Annotated in this window: 12 protein-coding genes and 1 tRNA gene; 9 read left to right on the forward strand and 4 right to left on the reverse strand. The window is 66.6% G+C overall.

Translation table 11 applies throughout. The features are described 5' to 3' along the window. Positions 1 to 55: 55 nt before the first annotated feature. The gene (locus BKA18_RS07020) at positions 56 to 1381 is read right to left on the reverse strand and encodes a M20/M25/M40 family metallo-hydrolase (RefSeq protein ID WP_006607661.1); all 1326 of its coding nucleotides are present in this window, start codon (positions 1379 to 1381) and stop codon (positions 56 to 58) included. 311 nt (positions 1382 to 1692) lie between these two features. On the opposite strand from BKA18_RS07020, the gene BKA18_RS07025 reads away from it, so the two are divergent. Then, positions 1693 to 1777, forward strand: a tRNA-Leu gene (locus BKA18_RS07025). Positions 1778 to 2069: 292 nt separating this feature from the next. On the opposite strand, the gene BKA18_RS07030 is transcribed toward BKA18_RS07025, so the two are convergent. Continuing rightward, positions 2070 to 2843, reverse strand: coding sequence for a hypothetical protein (locus BKA18_RS07030; protein WP_366047813.1), 774 nt, complete (start codon positions 2841 to 2843; stop codon positions 2070 to 2072). A gap of 402 nt (positions 2844 to 3245) precedes the next feature. Between BKA18_RS07030 and BKA18_RS07035 the strand changes: the two genes are divergently transcribed. Continuing rightward, on the forward strand, positions 3246 to 4259 hold the full coding sequence (locus tag BKA18_RS07035; protein WP_429638213.1) for an alpha/beta hydrolase: 1014 nt from the start codon (positions 3246 to 3248) through the stop codon (positions 4257 to 4259). A gap of 195 nt (positions 4260 to 4454) precedes the next feature. Here the strand turns inward: BKA18_RS07035 and BKA18_RS07040 are convergent, their stop codons facing one another. Continuing rightward, complete coding sequence (locus BKA18_RS07040; RefSeq protein WP_366047815.1) at positions 4455 to 4679, reverse strand: hypothetical protein; 225 nt, start codon at positions 4677 to 4679, stop codon at positions 4455 to 4457. Between the two features lie 2002 nt (positions 4680 to 6681). Between BKA18_RS07040 and BKA18_RS07045 the strand changes: the two genes are divergently transcribed. The 6 genes from BKA18_RS07045 to BKA18_RS07070 all read left to right on the forward strand — a co-directional run bounded on the left by BKA18_RS07045 (position 6682) and on the right by BKA18_RS07070 (position 14206). Further along, positions 6682 to 7392: a WXG100-like domain-containing protein gene (locus BKA18_RS07045; protein ID WP_366047816.1), complete on the forward strand. Its 711-nt coding sequence runs from the start codon at positions 6682 to 6684 to the stop codon at positions 7390 to 7392. Beyond that, positions 7389 to 11171, forward strand: a complete 3783-nt coding sequence (locus tag BKA18_RS07050; protein WP_366047817.1) for a DUF6531 domain-containing protein — start codon at positions 7389 to 7391, stop codon at positions 11169 to 11171. The genes BKA18_RS07045 and BKA18_RS07050 overlap by 4 nt, the downstream gene beginning before the upstream one ends. Then, the gene (locus tag BKA18_RS07055) at positions 11171 to 11713 is read left to right on the forward strand and encodes an Imm21 family immunity protein (protein ID WP_366047899.1); all 543 of its coding nucleotides are present in this window, start codon (positions 11171 to 11173) and stop codon (positions 11711 to 11713) included. The genes BKA18_RS07050 and BKA18_RS07055 overlap by 1 nt, the downstream gene beginning before the upstream one ends. 202 nt (positions 11714 to 11915) lie before the next feature. Beyond that, positions 11916 to 12863, forward strand: coding sequence for a pseudouridine synthase (locus BKA18_RS07060; RefSeq protein ID WP_366047818.1), 948 nt, complete (start codon positions 11916 to 11918; stop codon positions 12861 to 12863). Positions 12864 to 12991: 128 nt separating this feature from the next. Then, positions 12992 to 13675 carry an HAD family hydrolase gene (locus BKA18_RS07065; RefSeq protein ID WP_366047819.1) on the forward strand — a complete coding sequence of 228 codons (684 nt, stop codon included), beginning with the start codon at positions 12992 to 12994 and terminating at the stop codon, positions 13673 to 13675. Between the two features lie 63 nt (positions 13676 to 13738). Continuing rightward, a complete protein-coding gene (locus tag BKA18_RS07070) occupies positions 13739 to 14206 on the forward strand; it encodes an NUDIX hydrolase (protein WP_366047820.1) in 468 nt (155 codons plus the stop codon). 66 nt (positions 14207 to 14272) lie between these two features. Here BKA18_RS07070 and BKA18_RS07075 read toward each other — a convergent pair whose 3' ends face one another. Continuing rightward, entirely contained in the window at positions 14273 to 15889 is a 1617-nt protein-coding gene (locus BKA18_RS07075; RefSeq protein WP_366047821.1) for an ABC-F family ATP-binding cassette domain-containing protein, read from the reverse strand. A 350-nt stretch (positions 15890 to 16239) separates the two neighbouring features. Here BKA18_RS07075 and BKA18_RS07080 point away from each other — a divergent pair, with 350 nt between their 5' ends. Further along, on the forward strand, positions 16240 to 16641 hold the full coding sequence (locus tag BKA18_RS07080; protein WP_208859257.1) for a (2Fe-2S) ferredoxin domain-containing protein: 402 nt from the start codon (positions 16240 to 16242) through the stop codon (positions 16639 to 16641). Positions 16642 to 16698: the final 57 nt, after the last annotated feature.

Consider the following 16698-nt stretch of genomic DNA (forward strand, 5'->3'; position numbering starts at 1 on the left):
TGCGTTCACTCGTTTCAGCGAACTCGGCGCGAAAGGCAGGAAATCCGCGCCGAATTCAGCTCTGGTCGATGAATCGATCGAGCACCCGCACCCCGAACTTCAGTCCGTCCACCGGCACCCGCTCGTCCACACCGTGGAACATTCCTGCGAAGTCCAGCTCCGGCGGCAGCTTCAGCGGGGCGAAGCCGAATCCGCGGATTCCGAGATCGTCGAAGGACTTGGCGTCCGTGCCGGCGGAGAGCATGTACGGCACGGCCCGTGCGATCGGGTCCTCGGCCTGCAGCGCCGACTGCATCGCCTCGACCAGCGCACCGTCGAAGGTGGTCTCCAGCGCCTTGTCCGCGTGCACGTCCTCGCGCTTGACCCGCGGGCCCAGGATCCGGTCCAGGTCGGCCAGGAACTCCTCCTCGTGGCCCGGCAGGAACCGGCCGTCGACATGCGCGGTGGCCTGTCCCGGGATGACGTTGACCTTGTAGCCGGCGCCCAGCTGGGTCGGGTTGGCGGTGTTCTTGAGCGAGGCGCCGATCAGCTTGGCGATGCCGCCGAGCCTGGCCAGGGTCTCGTCCATGTTCTCCGGGTCGAGTTCGGTGCCCAGCGCGTCCCCGAGCTGGTCGAGGAAGGACCGCAGCGTCTTGGTCACCCGGACCGGGAACTCGTACCGGCCCAACCGGCCGACCGCCTCGGACAGTTCGGTGATGGCGTTGTCCTTGTGGATCATCGAACCGTGACCGGCGTTCCCGTCCACGGTCAGCTTCATCCAGTGCATGCCCTTCTGGGCCGTCTCGATGAGATAGAGCCGCACCTGCTCGTTGACGGTGAAGGAGAAGCCGCCGACCTCACTGATCGCCTCCGTGACGCCCTCGAAGAGGTGCGGGTGGTGATCGACGAGATAACGCGCGCCGTAGGTGCCGCCCGCCTCCTCGTCCGCGAGGAACGCCAGCACGATGTCGCGCGGGGGCTTGCGCCCGGTGCGCAGCCGGTCACGGACGACGGCCAGCGTCATCGCGTCCATGTCCTTCATGTCGACCGCGCCACGGCCCCAGAGGCAGCCGTCGGCGATCTCGCCGGAGAAGGGGTGGTGGGTCCAGTCGTCGGCGTTGGCCGGTACGACGTCGGTGTGGCCGTGGATGAGCAGCCCGGGCCGCGAGCGGTCCTCGCCCTCGATGCGGGCGACGGTCGAGGCGCGGCCCTTGTGGGACTCGAAGATCTGCGGCTCCAGGCCGACCTCGGCGAGCTTCTCCGCAACGTACTCGGCGGCGGCCCGCTCACCCGGGCCCGAGTGATCGCCGTAGTTGCTGGTGTCGATCCTGATCAGATCCCGGCACAGATCGACGACCTCGTCCTCGCCGGTGACCGCACGGCCCGACTGCGACTCGCTCATGCCGGAACCTCGCTTCGCCCGGCCTCGCATGCGCGGGGCTCGCACCCTTCCATGGTTCGCTCGCGGTGCTCGCTCACACTGCCTCCTCTGGGTTCACGGCCGCCGCGTCACACGCCCCCGGGGAGCACGGCCCGCAGCGGGGTCCACCGCCATCCTCCACCCGCCACCGCCTGCACCCAAGAGCGCAATACTCCCGACATGCCCTGGTCACAGCCCCACCGCCGGCCAACAGTGCGGGTGATCGACCACCCGCCGAGGTTTGCTATTGTTTTCCCCGTCGGAACGGCCCAGGCCGCACCGGCAGACACCTTGTCCGGGTGGCGGAATGGCAGACGCGCTAGCTTGAGGTGCTAGTGCCCTTTATCGGGCGTGGGGGTTCAAGTCCCCCCTCGGACACTCGAATACGCGCACATCAGCGGGTTGTGACCGTACGGTCACAACCCGCTGATGTGCGTGGTGCTGCAGCTCAAGGCCGAAGTCGGCGTAGAGCGGGGCTTTGTCCGGTTGTCTTCGGGCCGACGCTTTGTTCGAGCAAAACCCCAGGTCAGAGGCTCGCCAGTAGCCTGCCGCAGAGCTGGCCGGTCAAGCCTTGGCTAGTTGACGCCGCACCTACGAAATTCTTCATCCGGACGTCACCTCGACTCCGCGCCGAAGCCTCCCCACCGCCACACGGGGTGGCGCTGTGCGGCTACTTCAGGATGTTGACCGCGCGGGCGACGACCAGGACAACGGTCAGCAGCGAGACCGCCGACTGCACGAGCATGAGCATCTTCGCCCAGCGGCTGAGCGGCATCACATCAGTGGGACTGAACGCCGTGGCATTGGTGAAGGACAGATACAAGTAGTCGGGGAACGCGGGCTCCCAGTGCTCCGGCACGAGTTCGGCCGCCTGCATCTGCGGGAAGAGGAAATCGGGATACGCCCGGGTGGCGTGTATGCGCGCGACGGGCCCGCCCCGGTCCCACTCCCAGTACCACAGCGCGAAGACGATGACATTCGTCAGCCAGATGGCACCGCCGGTCGTCAGCAACGGCCCGGCATCGGTGCCTCCGGCCCCCTGCACCAGCCCGATCACCAGATGCACCGCGGACCAGCCGTTCGCCGCGCTGATCATCGCGATCAAAGCCAGCCCCGCCAACCGGTACAACCGCGAGACCCGTTCGATCCGGTACGGATTCGCAGCGACGAGCGCGATCAGCAGCGCGGTCTCCAGTGACGGCAGCAACCACTCCGGATGAATCGTGAGCCGCTCGGGCAGCAGCCACTGCAGCCCGATCGCCGCCAGCACCGCGACCGTCGAGGGCCAGCGCGGCTCACCACGGGTCACACGCCGCCACGCCGGCAGCAACCCACGCCCCGTCTGCTCGGCCTCTGACCGGGCGGGCACCAGCAGCGCCTCGATACGGGCAAGCCGCTCGGACAGAGCCCCTCCCATGTCACCGGGCTCCGGTTGCTCAGACATGCGGCTCATGCTCGCTGCCGGCGGGCGGGGTGTCCACCTGCGGCTCGGCCCGTCGGGGCACCGTAGAGGTCACGTACGCCGGTGAGCCGTGCGGCCAGGGCCTCGGCAACGCCCCCGAGGCCAGGGCGGCTGCCGGTGCGCACGGCCGTCCGGTGACGGTGCTGCGGCCGGCGGTGTTGCCCCGACCCTCGCTTGCGGACCGCATTTGTCGGCCGGCAACACGGTGACATGCATGTCGTGGTCCGGGGCCGGAACCCTCCGGCGGCTTCACCCATCAAGCAGAAGGGAACCGTGAGTCTCGCCCTTCGGGGCAGCACCATCCGGAGGGACATGATGAAGCATTCTTCCCGGGGAGCCCACCGCTCCCGCGGCCGTCGGCGGGCCTCTCGGGCCAAACTCTGGTTGATCGGGATCGCCGCCCTGGCAGCTCTCGGCGTTCTCGCATGGCCCATGATCGACCACTCCACCGTTCACCCGGCCCAGAGTGACCACGTGAGCTACGGCCAACAGTCATCGGGATCCGGCGGGAACCAGGGCGGGGGTGGCGCCAACCCGGCCAAGACGTTGATGCCGACCGGCCCCCAGGCCGACTTCCGGGTTCAGAATCGACTGTCCGATGGCACCACGATCGGCGTGGTGACGCTCAAAGGCCCCAAATCCGGGTTCACCGGCAAGGTGTGGGTGTGGGCTCCGAAGCAGTACAGCGAGCCCAAGTATGCAAAAAGCGGTTTCCCCGTGATGGTGGCGCTGCCCGGCGGCGAGGGCTTCCCGTACAACTACTGGATGGGAACCGACCTCAAGCTGCAGGCGACCATCGCCCAGTTGTCGAAGGAGGGCAAGAGCCTGCCTTTCCTGCTCGCCATGCCGGTGCTGAACCCGAATGCCAATAACTACTACGACGGCAGCGACATACCCGGCCAGCCCAAGATGGGCACCTGGCTGACCGAGGACGTCCCCAATCTGATGAAGGCCAATTTCCGTACCCTCAAGTCGCGCGACGGCTGGGCCTTCATGGGCTCCTCCTCCGGTGGTTTCTCGGGGCTGAAAGCCGTACTCAAGTACCCGGACAAGTTCAAGGCCGTGATTGCCTCCGGACCGGACATCGTGCCGGACTCCCCGCTGTGGGCGGGCTACGGAGCAGCCGAGCAAGCGAACAACCCTGAGAGGCTGGCCCGGAAGCTGATTGCCGAGAAGGGCCCCGACGTCTTTGTCGAGTTCCAGGTCGGCACCCTTGAGCGAACTGTGATGCCGAAGGTCGACAAGTTCATCGCCCAGTACGGCCACGGCCCCGTCAAGACACACCTGTTGAAAATTCCGGGCGGCCAGCACGATGCCAAGAAATATGTGCAGGGAATGGCCGACAGCAGCTTGCAATGGATCAGCGCGCATATGGAGGGGCCAACCGCCGTGTCCTGACGGCAACTTGTGCTGCTCTCCGACAGGCACCTGGGTGCGCTCTCAAGCTCAGGGCGTACCGCTGCCACTCGGGCCCACAGGTCGATCAACAAGCACGATGGTGGCGATCCAGGCCGGCAGCGCGGTGGCCACCAGGTACGGGCGTACGTCTTCATGGCCAGGGTCCTCCGCGTGTTCCGGAAGCGCGGGGCGCTGTCAGCCGAGGCCGACCCGGCCGAGGATGGTCTGGACGAGCAGGACGGTGGACATGCCCGCGACGCCGACCACCACGGTGGTGGCCGCGACCCGGTAGCGCGGTCCGTTCGCGGCGGAGCCGAGGAAACGCGGCGGTTGGTGAGGACCAGCAGGTAGATGAGGACGATGGGGGCTGATCAGGCTCTGCGGGACCTGAGTGCCGATAAGCGGTTTGACGGGGGTCATGGCCACCACTGCGCCGAGGACGATCTGGGCGGTGAACAGGCCAAGGAACAGGGGCGCGTCGCGAAAGCGAAGGTTCCAGTCGCTCGGCCTCGGCGGCCATGAGGTTGTTCGCCCTGTTCAGCGGCATCGGTATCTCGTGTCCGTGAGGTCGGCGACGAGCCAGGTGGGCCGTCAGCACCCTCCATGACCTCCATGCGGGGCTCTGGGGACGCAGGTTCGGGAGCGGTAACGAGTTGTTCGCGGCGGCCGACCGGGCCGTGCACCGGCCGGCGTACGCCGCGCGCCGCCAAGCCGAACGCGAGACCGGCCGGAACGCTGCCCACCTGGGCCCAAGACCGCATCGGTCACGCCATCCCCCTTTCAGGAGACGTCCGCGTGGTTCGTCGCCGCTATCGATCCGCACACCGCTGCGCCAGGTGCTGCGCACCGTGCCGGCGAGCGCTCGGCCGCAGTAGGCGGATACCGGGTTCTTGTGCTGCAGGTTCGCGACGTCCACGACGACGGCCTCGTCTGGAGCGAAGACGCAGAAGCGGCCGGCCCAGCGGGCCGTGTTGGTCGGTGACCCGCTACAGCTGGAGCCTGTGATTCCGTTGCCGCTGTCGGTGCAGCAGCGGTTGCGGCAGGCGTACGGCGTTGACGAGGAGTGGCTGCCGTCGCAGACTTCCGCCCAGCGCGTCGCGGGCCGGACGAATCGCTGGGGAACGACGGTCGACTACCGCCGCCGGGACGGTGAGATCGAACCGGTGTGGGTGGGTGCGCCACTGCGAGTGCACCGACGGTGCGAGCGGACGATGTTCGAGCTCAGCAACGACATCGCGTACGACGGGCTGATGGTGTACGGCACCGCGGAGAAGCCCTTCCCGGGGCCCTCACGGTGCGAGGAATGCCAGGTGAGAAACGACGGGGAATGCTGCCGGCGTTGCGTATACCCGCTGAGCTGCTGGGTGGATATGGCACCGTCCGATGCGGTCGGCAAGTGGGTGCCCGAGGAAGAAAGAGCTCTGACACGCATGCTCACCATGCTGCATCTGAAGTGGGGTGTCGGCCTGGGCCGGTGCGCATCATCAGTCCCTTCCGCGACGTGGTCTTCGGATGCGCACGGGCCGTACGAGACATGCGCCTGGAGGACCACGTCCGGGCGGGTGACGACGCGAGGGCCTATCGCGGCAAGTCTCCGCATTCCTCAAAGACCACATCGGAACCGTACACACGATGCAGGGCAAGGAGGCGGACGTCATCATCCTGGTGTTGGGGACGCATCCGCGCCATGGCGCCTACGCCCGCGTCTGGGCAGCCGAGACACCCAATCTGCGAATGTGGCAGTGAACCGTGCCAAGCGACGGCTCTTCGTTATCGGGGACCACGACAGCTGGCGCAAGGAGCCCTACTTCGAACTGCTCGCCGAAACAGACCGCCTGCCACGCCGGGCATGGCCGACGAGCGCGAGCGGAGCCAGGTCGGACTGACCGACGTGACCGAGCAGGCCTGCATCAGCGGGCTGAGGGCCTGCTGACCTTGCGGTCGCACGGCCGCGGCACGTTTCTTGATCGCCATACCTCGGGCGGCTGCGACCAATGTCGAAGTACTCGGTCGTGATCCGGCCGTGGCCAGCAGTAAGAGTTTGGGCCCGCAGCAGTTGCCAGGCGCGGGGGGGGGCGGGGTCCTGGTGGTCCTCGGTGGAGACCCGGCCGTAGAAGGCGAGCGTATTCCGCCTGCCCGCGTCTCTTGCTGAGCACGTCCGCGTGCGGCAGCGCGACCAGATGCACGCCAACTCCTCACATGGTCCGTGCCGATGCTCCGGTAGCGCGGGCGCCGGGCCTGTCACCGGGTAGAGGGCAGAGGGAGGCCGGCGGATGCAAGAGAAGCCCTTCCTGCCGTACGCACTGATGACCGCTCATAGGATAACCATTTGCCCTTGCATTGCTCTCTCTTGAACGTCGTCTGGTGAGCTGTCATGGATGCGATCGGGGGGATCCGTGTGGCGATTGAGCTGCCTGGTCAGGTGGTGTCATTCCTGCAGTTCATCGGGGTGAACTGGCCGGACATCAACGAGGACAAGGTCCGCGAATTCGGGTCCCACGTGCGGGATTTCGCACAGAAGGTGGATGACACCCACAAGGAATCCACCTCCACGGTCAAGCAGTTGGAGGACGTGTATCAGGGCGCGTCGTACGAGGCGCTGCTGGCCAAGTGGGGCCAGATGTCCGACAGCCACATGACGGAGCTGGTCAACGCCTGCCACACGGTGGCCGACGCACTGGACATCGCGGCGGACACGATCGTGGCGATGAAGCTGGAGGCCATCGCCGAACTCACCGTCCTGGCCATCACGTTCGTCGCTGACCAGGCCGCTGCCGTCGCCACCCTCGGGATCGCAGAGGCCGCCGAAGCGCTGGTCATCGAGGCCGCCGAAAAGCTCATGGACTACCTGGTCCAGCAGCTGGAGCAGTACATCATCGGCCAGGTCATCGAGGCAGCCATCGATCCGCTGGTCGAGACGGTCGGTAAGGCGGTGGGCGGACTGGTCTTCCAGGCCGCCGAGTCCACCCTCGGCGTCTCCGCCGGCGGAGGCGGGGGGCGTGCCGGCGAGAGCTTCTCCATCCATCCCGAGGCGCTGCACGCGCGCGCGGAGAAGCTGCACGCACATGCACGGACGGTGGCCGGGCACGCCGCCGAATTCGAAACGAAAGCCGCGGGGGCGAGCTTCATATGACCAATCCGATCGTCAAAGCCCTGGAGCACGCTGCCGCAAAGCTGGGCAAGACCCTCGGCAAGGACGCGGGCAAGGCCGTCGAGGACCTGTACCACGGGACGGGTCATCGGATGAAGAAGGTCGCCACCAACCACGCCGAGAACGACGCCAAACACGCCGCGGAACTCGACAAGATCCTCAAGAACCGCGGGCACCATGAGACGCCCACAAGCCCCCATCCGGCGGCAACAGCGGGCGGCTCCAAAAGCCCAAGCGTAAATGGCAAGACTCGGGACCAGCTGGAGAAGAGTCACCCGAACAACAGCACCAGACCTGACAGCGCAAAGGAGAGCTGCGGGGATCCGGTGGATGTCGCCACCGGACACGTCTTCCTGACGGAAACCGACATCGCCCTGTCGGGCATCTTGCCTCTGCGGTTTGTGCGGAAGTTCGAGTCCTCGTACCGCGTCGGCCGACACGTGGGGCCATCGTGGTCCTCCACGATTGACCAGCGTCTGGAGATTGACGATCAGGGGATCGTCTTCGTCACCGAGGACGGGATGCTGCTGTCTTACGGTCTCCCTGCGCCTGGGCAGCGGACTCTGCCCGACCACGGCCCTCGTTGGCCGTTGCTACGCACGCCTCAGGGCGATTGGGCCATTGAAAATCCGAACAGCGGACGCACTCGTTACTTCTCCGAAGCTAACCACGCCCCCGGCTTGGCTCTGCTTGATGAGATAACGGATCGTAACGGCAACTACATCTCCTTCGACTACGACGACGAGACAGGCGCTCCGCTCGCCATCAGGCACTCCGGCGGATACCACCTCAAGTTCACCTGCGACGATCAGGGCCGTATTACCGCGCTATACCTGGCTGGTGGCGCGGAAGACGGAGGTGATGCCTTGGTCGTGTCTTACGGGCACGACGACGTGGGAAATCTCATCTCAATCACCAACTCCAGTGGTGTGCCTAAACTGTTTGAGTACGATGATCAGCACCGGATGACGGCTTGGGTCGACACCAACGGCAGCCGCTACGAGTACACCTACGATTCGGAGAGCCGCTGCGTATCTCAGGGCGGCACCGACGGATACCTGCTCTACCGTTACAATTACCATCAAGTCGATCCCGAAACCGGCCACCGTATCACTGCCGCCACGAACTCCCTTGGCCACACGAGCCACTATCGGATCAACGAACGACTTCAAGTCGTGGCCGAGACTGATCCGCTGGGCAACACAAGCCACCAAGAATGGGATAGTCGGGACCATCTCCTATCCTATACGGATGCGCTCGGGAACGTGACCAAGTACGAATGGGATAGCGACGACAACCTGACGGCGATTCAGCTTCCTGATGGCAGCGCGCAAACGATTACATGCAACTCACTCCACTTGCCTGCGGAGATAATAGGCACCAATGGTGCGGTGTGGCGGCAGGAGTGGGACAGCAATGGAAATCGCACCTCGGTTACCACTCCGGACGGCGCGCGTTCGACATTCACCTTCGACGCAACGGGAGCTGTTGCGTCAGCCACGGATCCGACTGGGGCAACAAGGCACTACCTCAACGGCGACGCAGGGCTTCCGATTGCAATCAGGGATCCGCTTGGGCATACCACGTCAGTCATCCGTGACGCATTTGGGCATGTTGCACAGCTGATTGATCCAACTGGCGGAATCGTCCATCTGGAGTGGACAGCCGAAGGCAACCCCATTCGGCGAATCTTGCAAGACGGCCGCGAGGAGACGTGGACGTTTGACGGTGAGGGAAATCTCTTGTCTCACGCCGACACGAACGGTGGCCTAACGCGTTATGAGTACACTCACTTCGACGAGTTGGCGTCGCGTACGGGCCCCGACGGTGTCCGATATGAGTTCTCTTACGACACCGAACTTCGAGTTACCAGCGTGCGAAACCCACAGGGGCTCACCTGGGACTACGTCTACGATGCGGCAGGACGTCTAATATCCGAGACGGATTTCGACAATCGCGCTATAACCTACCAGTATGATGCCGCCGGCCGACCCACGTCCCGCACCAATCCGCTCGGGCAGACCATTACCTACATCTGGAATCCCCTTGGCCAGTTGGCGAGTAAGGACGCCTCCGGCGAGGTTACTAACTATAGCTACAACACAGCTGGCGACTTCATCGGAGCTACTTCCCCAACTTCCACGCTTATTTTTGAACGAGACGTTATGGGTCGCGTTTTGTCAGAAACCGTGGAAGGTCGCACCACGACCTATTCCTATGATGCAGAAGGCCGTCGCATCACTCGCGTCACTCCCACTGGCGTCGTCACACACCTGGCCTACGACCTTGCTGGCAATCGCACAGAAATGTCCGTACATGGCCACAAGGTAGCCTTCGATCACGATGAGCTGGGCCGTGAAGTGAAACGCGCGTTCGGCACCGCACATGACGTCGTCACTCTGACCACGGCTTGGGACGAACGCAGCCGGCCCACTCAACAGACGCTGGCCACACAAGCCCACACCGTCCGCTCTCGCGTCTACCGCTACCGCCCCGACAGCTACCTCACGACCGTCATTGACGAGCTGAGGGGAACGCAAAGTCATTTCGATCTGGATCCGGTTGGCCGACCAGTGGCCGTTACAGCCGAGAACTGGTCCGAGTCCTATGCCTACGACTCAGCTGGCAACCAGACGACTGCCGAGTGGCCAGACCACGCCGGTCGCACCGCCGCTCGTGGCGAGCGCACCTACTCTGGCACCCGTCTTCTGGCCGCTGGAAGGATCCGGTACGAATACGACGACGCCGGGCGCACGCGTCAGCGCCAGAAAGCCCGCCTGTCAAGGAAGCCAGATACATGGCGCTATGAGTGGGATGTCGAAGATCGCCTGACCGCCTGCACAACCCCTGACGGAACGGTATGGAACTATACATACGACCCTCTGGGACGCAGGACCTCCAAGCGTCGGCTCGCAGCAGACGGTTCAGTTGCCGAAGAAATCATGTTCACCTGGGATGGCACACGCCTCTCGGAACAGACCACTCCCGATACTGGTGTCACTCTGACCTGGGATCACGACGGCCATCGCCCCCTGACGCAGACCGAACGGCGTCAACGCTGGGACCAGTCCGAGGTCGACTCTCGCTTCTTCGCCATCATCACCGACCTCATCGGTACGCCTACAGACCTCGTCGACGAGACCGGACACGTCGCCTGGTACTCCCGCAGAACTCTCTGGGGAACTACCGCACGGAATCGCGATGCCACCGCCCACACACCACTGCGGTTTCCTGGCCAATACGACGACCAGGAAACCGCCCTCCACTACAATTTCCACCGTCACTACGACCCAGACACGGCGCGTTACGCAACGCCCGACCCCCTCGGTCTCGAGCCCGCACCAAATCCCGCCACCTACCCGCATAACCCCCACAGCTGGTCTGACCCTCTGGGGTTGGCCCCCGAGGGTTGCAAGAACAACAAGCGTCAGCGCAGTGACCCTGAGAAGGTATGCACCATCGGAGATTACGCTCAGGAGTCCATTCCAGCGCAGAGTAAGTCCCAGAAGTTTACGAGTGAGGAGCGGCATCAGATCAACGACCTTGGCAGGCAATTCGGTTGCCACACATGCGGCTCCAAGGACCCGATGTCGAAGGGTGGAAACTTCGTGCCCGATCATCAGCCCATCAGCTCATGGGTCCCGGACGGGACACCGCAGCGTCTCTACCCACAATGCCTGCCGTGTAGCAGACAGCAGGCGGGATGGGCAAGGCAGCTCGCGCCTGTCATGAAGCCCTTGTATGAAAACAAGTGGAAGTGATGGAGGATATGGGCACGCCTGCCGAATTGCCGCATCACCCGACGAAATGGATTGAGTCCGCTGGAGGTCCATTCGTCATCGTTCCCACTGCTAGCGGTGACACCTGGCGGGGAGTCGAGGGCGATGACTACGACGAAGCATGTCTCGTGGAAGACTATCTCGGGCAGGTCGAATTCGGTCCAGCAGCCCAGAAAGTGACAGGCATTGTCGTAGCGGATGAGCCGATGCCTTCCACGTTCTTGCCAGATCTCCAATGCATTCTCCAATGGAGCTACGCGCCATCGGAGCAGGCACTGATTGACGGTGCCCGCCGCTCGTTCAATGGGATTGAAGACTGGCATCAGGGCCCGGTACTTGAAGTCCATGACCAATTGATCATGTTCGATGCAACGATTCCGGGAAATTCCTTGGAAGAAGTCGAGACGCTACTCGTCTCGTTGCCTGCAGGTACCTACCAGTTTCAAAGTGCAGACTTTGAAGTTGGCGATGACGTTGCGGGACGACTCCATGCCATCAGGCCGCGCAACCCCCATCGCTCCTGAACCCCTCCTCGCCTGAATCTTCGCTTTCCCTTATCGACGCCCGCTCGGCTCCGGTCGCGCGGGCGTCGGTCGTTTTGCGGGCGGTCCGTGGCGCGCGGGCGCCGGGGAAACGGCCGGATCGCACCGGTCGGCGGCGCGGCTGGGCGCCCGCGCCATCGGACCGTGACTTGAGCCGGCGGCCGTCTCGGTGTTCCCTTGCCAGGTGAGACGCAGAGCCCCGATTCCTCCTGCCCCGCTCCCCCAGCGTGAGGGGATCGATCCCGTACGGGTGCGGCTGCCCGCTGATCCGGAGGGGCGGTGGGGGACGGTTCGTGAGCATCTCGTCGAGCGGTTTCAGGGGGCGATCGGGGCCGGGCGGGTGGGCGCGATGCTGGAGGCGGGGCGGTTTGTCGGGGTGGACGGGGTGCTCGGTGGCGGCGAAGCGTATGTGGCCGGGCGGTATGTGTGGTTTCACCGGGACTTCGTGCCGGAGGTGCCGGTGCCGTTCGAGGTGGGGATCGTCCATCAGGACGAGCGGATCGTGATCGCCGATAAACCGCACTTTCTGGCCACCACGCCGCGGGGGCGGCATATCACCGAGACCGCGGTGGCCCGGTTGCGGTGCGCGCTCCGGCTGCCCGCGCTGCAGCCCGCGCACCGGCTCGACCGGCTGACGGCGGGGCTGGCGCTCTTCGTCGTACGGCCCGAGGACCGGGGTGCCTATCAGGGGCTGTTCAGCGGGCGGCGGGTGCGCAAGGAGTACGAGGCGGTGGCGCCGTACGACGGGCGGGTGGCGCTGCCGGTGACGGTGCGCAGCCGGATCGTGAAGGAGCGCGGGGTGATCGCGGCGCGTGAGGAGGCCGGTGCGGTCAATGCGGAGAGCCGGATCGAGCTGGTCGAGCGGCGCGGTGAGCTCGGGCGCTATCGGCTGCTGCCCGCGACCGGGCGTACGCATCAGCTGCGGGTCCATATGAACGGCCTCGGGCTGCCGATCCGCCATGATCCGGTGTATCCGGTCGTCCGGGATCCGGCCCCCGACGACTTCTCCGCGCCGCTGCAACTGCTCGCCAGGGTGCTGGAGTTCACCGATCCGGTCGACGGGCGGACCCGGCGGTTCGAGAGCCGGCTGCGGCTGGCGGAGTGGGACGACGGCTCGCTGCCGCGAGAGTGACGAGCTGGGGCCCGGCGACCGTCCCGGTTCTTCCACGGCTCCGGCCGCACCGTATTTCCGGTGCGGCCGGACCCGGTGCGTGCGTAGGGTGCGCGGGTCGGTGACGTGGGAGAAGGGCGTGCTGCCGGATGCTGATCTTCGATGCGGATGACACGTTGTGGGAGAACAACGTGATCTACGAGCGGGTGATCGAGGAGTTCCTGGAGTGGATGACTCCGATGGCCCCTCCCGGGCTCGGCCGGGCCGGGGTCCGGGGCATGCTCGACGGGATCGAGGCGGCGAACGCGGTGACCCTCGGCTACGGCAGCAAGGTCTTTCTGCACAGCCTCGGGCAGTGTGCGGCACAGCTGCGGGGGCGGGGCGCGACGGCCGAGGAGTCGGCGCGGATCTCCGGGTGGGCGGCGGCCTTCGCCGGGGAGCGGGTGGAGCTGATGCCCGGGGTGGCCGAGACCCTGGCCGAGCTGGCCCGGCGGCATGAACTGCTGCTGCTGACCAAGGGCGACGCCGAGGAGCAGCGGCGGAAGATCACCGCGTCCGGGCTGACCCGGCACTTCCGGGACGTGCACATCGTGGCGGAGAAGAACACCGCCACGTACGAGGAGCTGACCCGCTCCTACGATCTGGTGCCGGCCTCGGCCTGGATGATCGGGAACTCCCCCAAGTCGGACATCCTGCCGGCCCGTTCCGCCGGCCTCAATGCGGTGTTCATCCCCCATCAGCACACCTGGGTGCTGGAGCACGCCGACCTCGACCCGGCCGACGAGAAGGTGCTGCGGCTGTCGGCGTTCGGTGAGTTGCTGCGGCACTTCTGAGGGGGAGCGGGGAGGGGCGACGTGAGGGTGACCGTGGGAGAGGACGTGACGGTGGGAGGGGACGTGAGGGTGGTGGGAGCCAAGGGGCCCAAGAGGCCCGCGGTGTCCTGTGTTTTCGTGTGTCATGACGGTGCGGGGCGGGTGTTGTTGGCCCGGCGCGGCGCGGGGGCCAGGGATGAGCCGGGGACCTGGGACTGTGGCGCGGGGGCGCTGGAATTCGGTGAGTCCTTCGAGCGGGCCGTGGCGCGGGAGGTGTACGAGGAGTACGGCGTGCGGCCGCTCGACATCGAGCAGATCGGGGTGCGCAATGTGCTGCGTGGTGATCCGGTCGACTCGCACTGGGTCGCGGTGGTCTTCGCCGTACGGGTGGAGCGGGATGAGGTGACGATCGGCGAACCGCACAAGTTCGATGCGCTCGACTGGTTCGCTCCGCACGCGCTGCCGGTGCCGCTGCATTCGCAGTGCGGGGCGGCTCTGGAGCTCTTCGGCATGGGGGCCCGTGGGCGGCGGCCCGGGCGTCGGCAAGGCTGATCGAGGCTGGGGACGGGTCGGTGCGGGGGCGGCGGGCGCAGCCTGCCCCCGCACCGACCCGGGTGCCTACAGCGGTGCCGTGCCGGTCAGTTCGCCGTCGTCGAGGGCGAGCCATCGTGTGATGCCGATCTCTCGCAGGAATGTCAGATCGTGGCTGACCACGACCAGGGCGCCCTCGTAGGACTCCAGGGCCGTGACGAGTCGGCGGACGGACGCGAGGTCGAGGTTGTTCGTCGGCTCGTCGAGCAGCAGGAGCTGCGGGGCCGGTTCGGCCAGCATGAGCGCGGCCAGCGAGGCGCGGAAGCGTTCGCCGCCGGAGAGCGTGCCGGCCTGCTGGTCGGCGCGGGCCCCCTTGAACAGGAAGCGGGCAAGCCGGGCCCGGATGCGGTTCTGGGTGGCGTCCGGGGCGAAGCGGGCGACGTTCTCGGCGACGGTGAGCGCATCGTCGAGGACATCGAGTCGCTGCGGCAGGAAGCGGTAGGGGACATGGGCTCGGACCGTGCCGCCGGCCGGTGGGAGCTCGCCGGCGACGGTGCGCAGCAGGGTGGTCTTGCCGGAGCCGTTGCGGCCGGTCAGGGCGATCCGTTCGGGGCCGCGTACCTCCAGGTCGGCGGGTGCGCCGTAGCGGGTGTGCAGGGCCTCCAGGCTGAGCACGGTGCGGCCCGGGGGCACGGCGGTGTGCGGCAGGTCGATGCGGATCTCGTCGTCGTCCCGGACCGCTTCGGCGGCCTCGCCGAGGCGCTCCCTGGCCTCTTTGAGGCGTTCGGTGTGCAGGATGCGGTGTTTGCCGGCGGATACCTGGGCCTCCCTCTTGCGCTCGTTCATGACGATCTTCGGCTCGCGCTTGGTGGCGTTCATCTTGTTGCCGTAGCGGACCCGGCGGGCCAACTTGACCTGGGCGTCGGCAAGTTCGCGCTTTTGACGCTGGACATCGGCCTCGGCGACGCGCAGCATCCGCTCGGCCGCCTCCTGTTCGACGGCCAGGGCCTGTTCGTAGGCGCTGAAGTTGCCGCCGTACCAGTGGACCTCGCCGTCGCGGAGGTCGGCGATCCGGTCGACCAGCTGGAGGAGTTCGCGGTCGTGGCTGATCACGACGAGCACCTTGGACCAGCCGGTGACCGCGGCGTACAGCCGCTCCCGGGCCGCCCGGTCGAGGTTGTTGGTGGGCTCGTCGAGCAGCAGCACGTCCGGCCGGCGCAGCAGCAGGGCCGCCAGCCGCAGCAGGACGCACTCGCCGCCGGACACCTCGCCGATGGTGCGGTCGAGGTCGATGCCGGGCAGCCCGAGCTGGTCGAGGGTGGCGCGGGCGCGCTCCTCGACGTCCCAGTCGTCGCCGACGGCGGTGAAGTGCTCCTCGCGGGCGTCGCCGCCCTCGATGGCGTGCAGGGCGGCGCGGGCCCGGGCGATGCCGAGGACCTCGTCGACCCGCAGCTGGGTGTCGAGCGGGGCGTGCTGCGGGAGGTAGCCGATCTCGCCGGCGACCTTGATGCTGCCCGCGGTCGGGGTCAGCTCGCCGGCGATCAGCTTCAACAGGGTGGATTTCCCCGCCCCGTTGAGGCCGATCAGGCCCGTACGGCCGGGGCCGACGGTCAGCGGGAGGTTCTCCAGGACGGGGCTGCCGTCGGGCCAGGCGAAGCCGAGGGCGGTGCAGACGATGGAGGCGGAGGTGGGGTGCGTAGACATACGGGTCTCCTGGGCGCGGGTGGGAGGGAGGACTGCGCGGGAGACACCGGGCCGGAGCGCGGGGGTGCGTCGGGGTACGCGGTTGCGGTACGCCGAGGTCACGGACAGGCTGCGCGGGGCATGATCCGCCGCTCCGGAATACCGGGAGCACAGGGCGGATTCGCCTCTTACGGGCGCGGTGTCTCAGGACCTCAGACGAGCAACGGCCTTCTCCGATCGGCGGCAATGGAACGGGGATGACAGTACGGGGGCGGCAGTCAAAACGCAAACGCATTTTTTGTTGCGTTTATTTTGCCCCCACCCCGGATCCCCGTACCGTGCGCCGGAGCGGCCCCCGTAGCATGAGCCGGATGATCAATAAGCGTGCCGGTCGGGCGGCCACTGCGGCCCCGTGCCGGGTCACCGTGTGCCGCGGCTGCTGCTGCGGCGATGCGGCCAAGATTCCGGGGGTCGACCACGCCGCGCAGATCCCGCGGTTGCGTGCGGCGTTGGACGGCGCGGCACCGGTGCGGGCCTCGGAGTGCCTGGACGTCTGCGACCAGGCGAACGTGGTCGTGGTCCAGCCGTCGGCCGCGGGGCGGGCGGCCGGTGGGCGGCCCGTCTGGTTGGGGCTGGTCAACGATGACGACGCACTGGCGGACATCGCCGCCTGGATCCGCGCCGGCGGCCCGGGCCTCGCGGAGCCGCCGGGCGTCCTCGATCTGTATGCGATCACGGTGTCGCGGCGGGTACGGGAGGGGCTGGAGGGCTGAGCCGCCGGGCCGCCGCCGCGGCCCGCCCGGCGGCGTACGGCAGCGCACGGGGACACC

Origin of the sequence: Streptomyces auratus, from assembly GCF_050433025.1 — a bacterium.
In the GTDB taxonomy this organism is placed as follows: Bacteria; Actinomycetota; Actinomycetes; order Streptomycetales; family Streptomycetaceae; genus Streptomyces; species Streptomyces sioyaensis.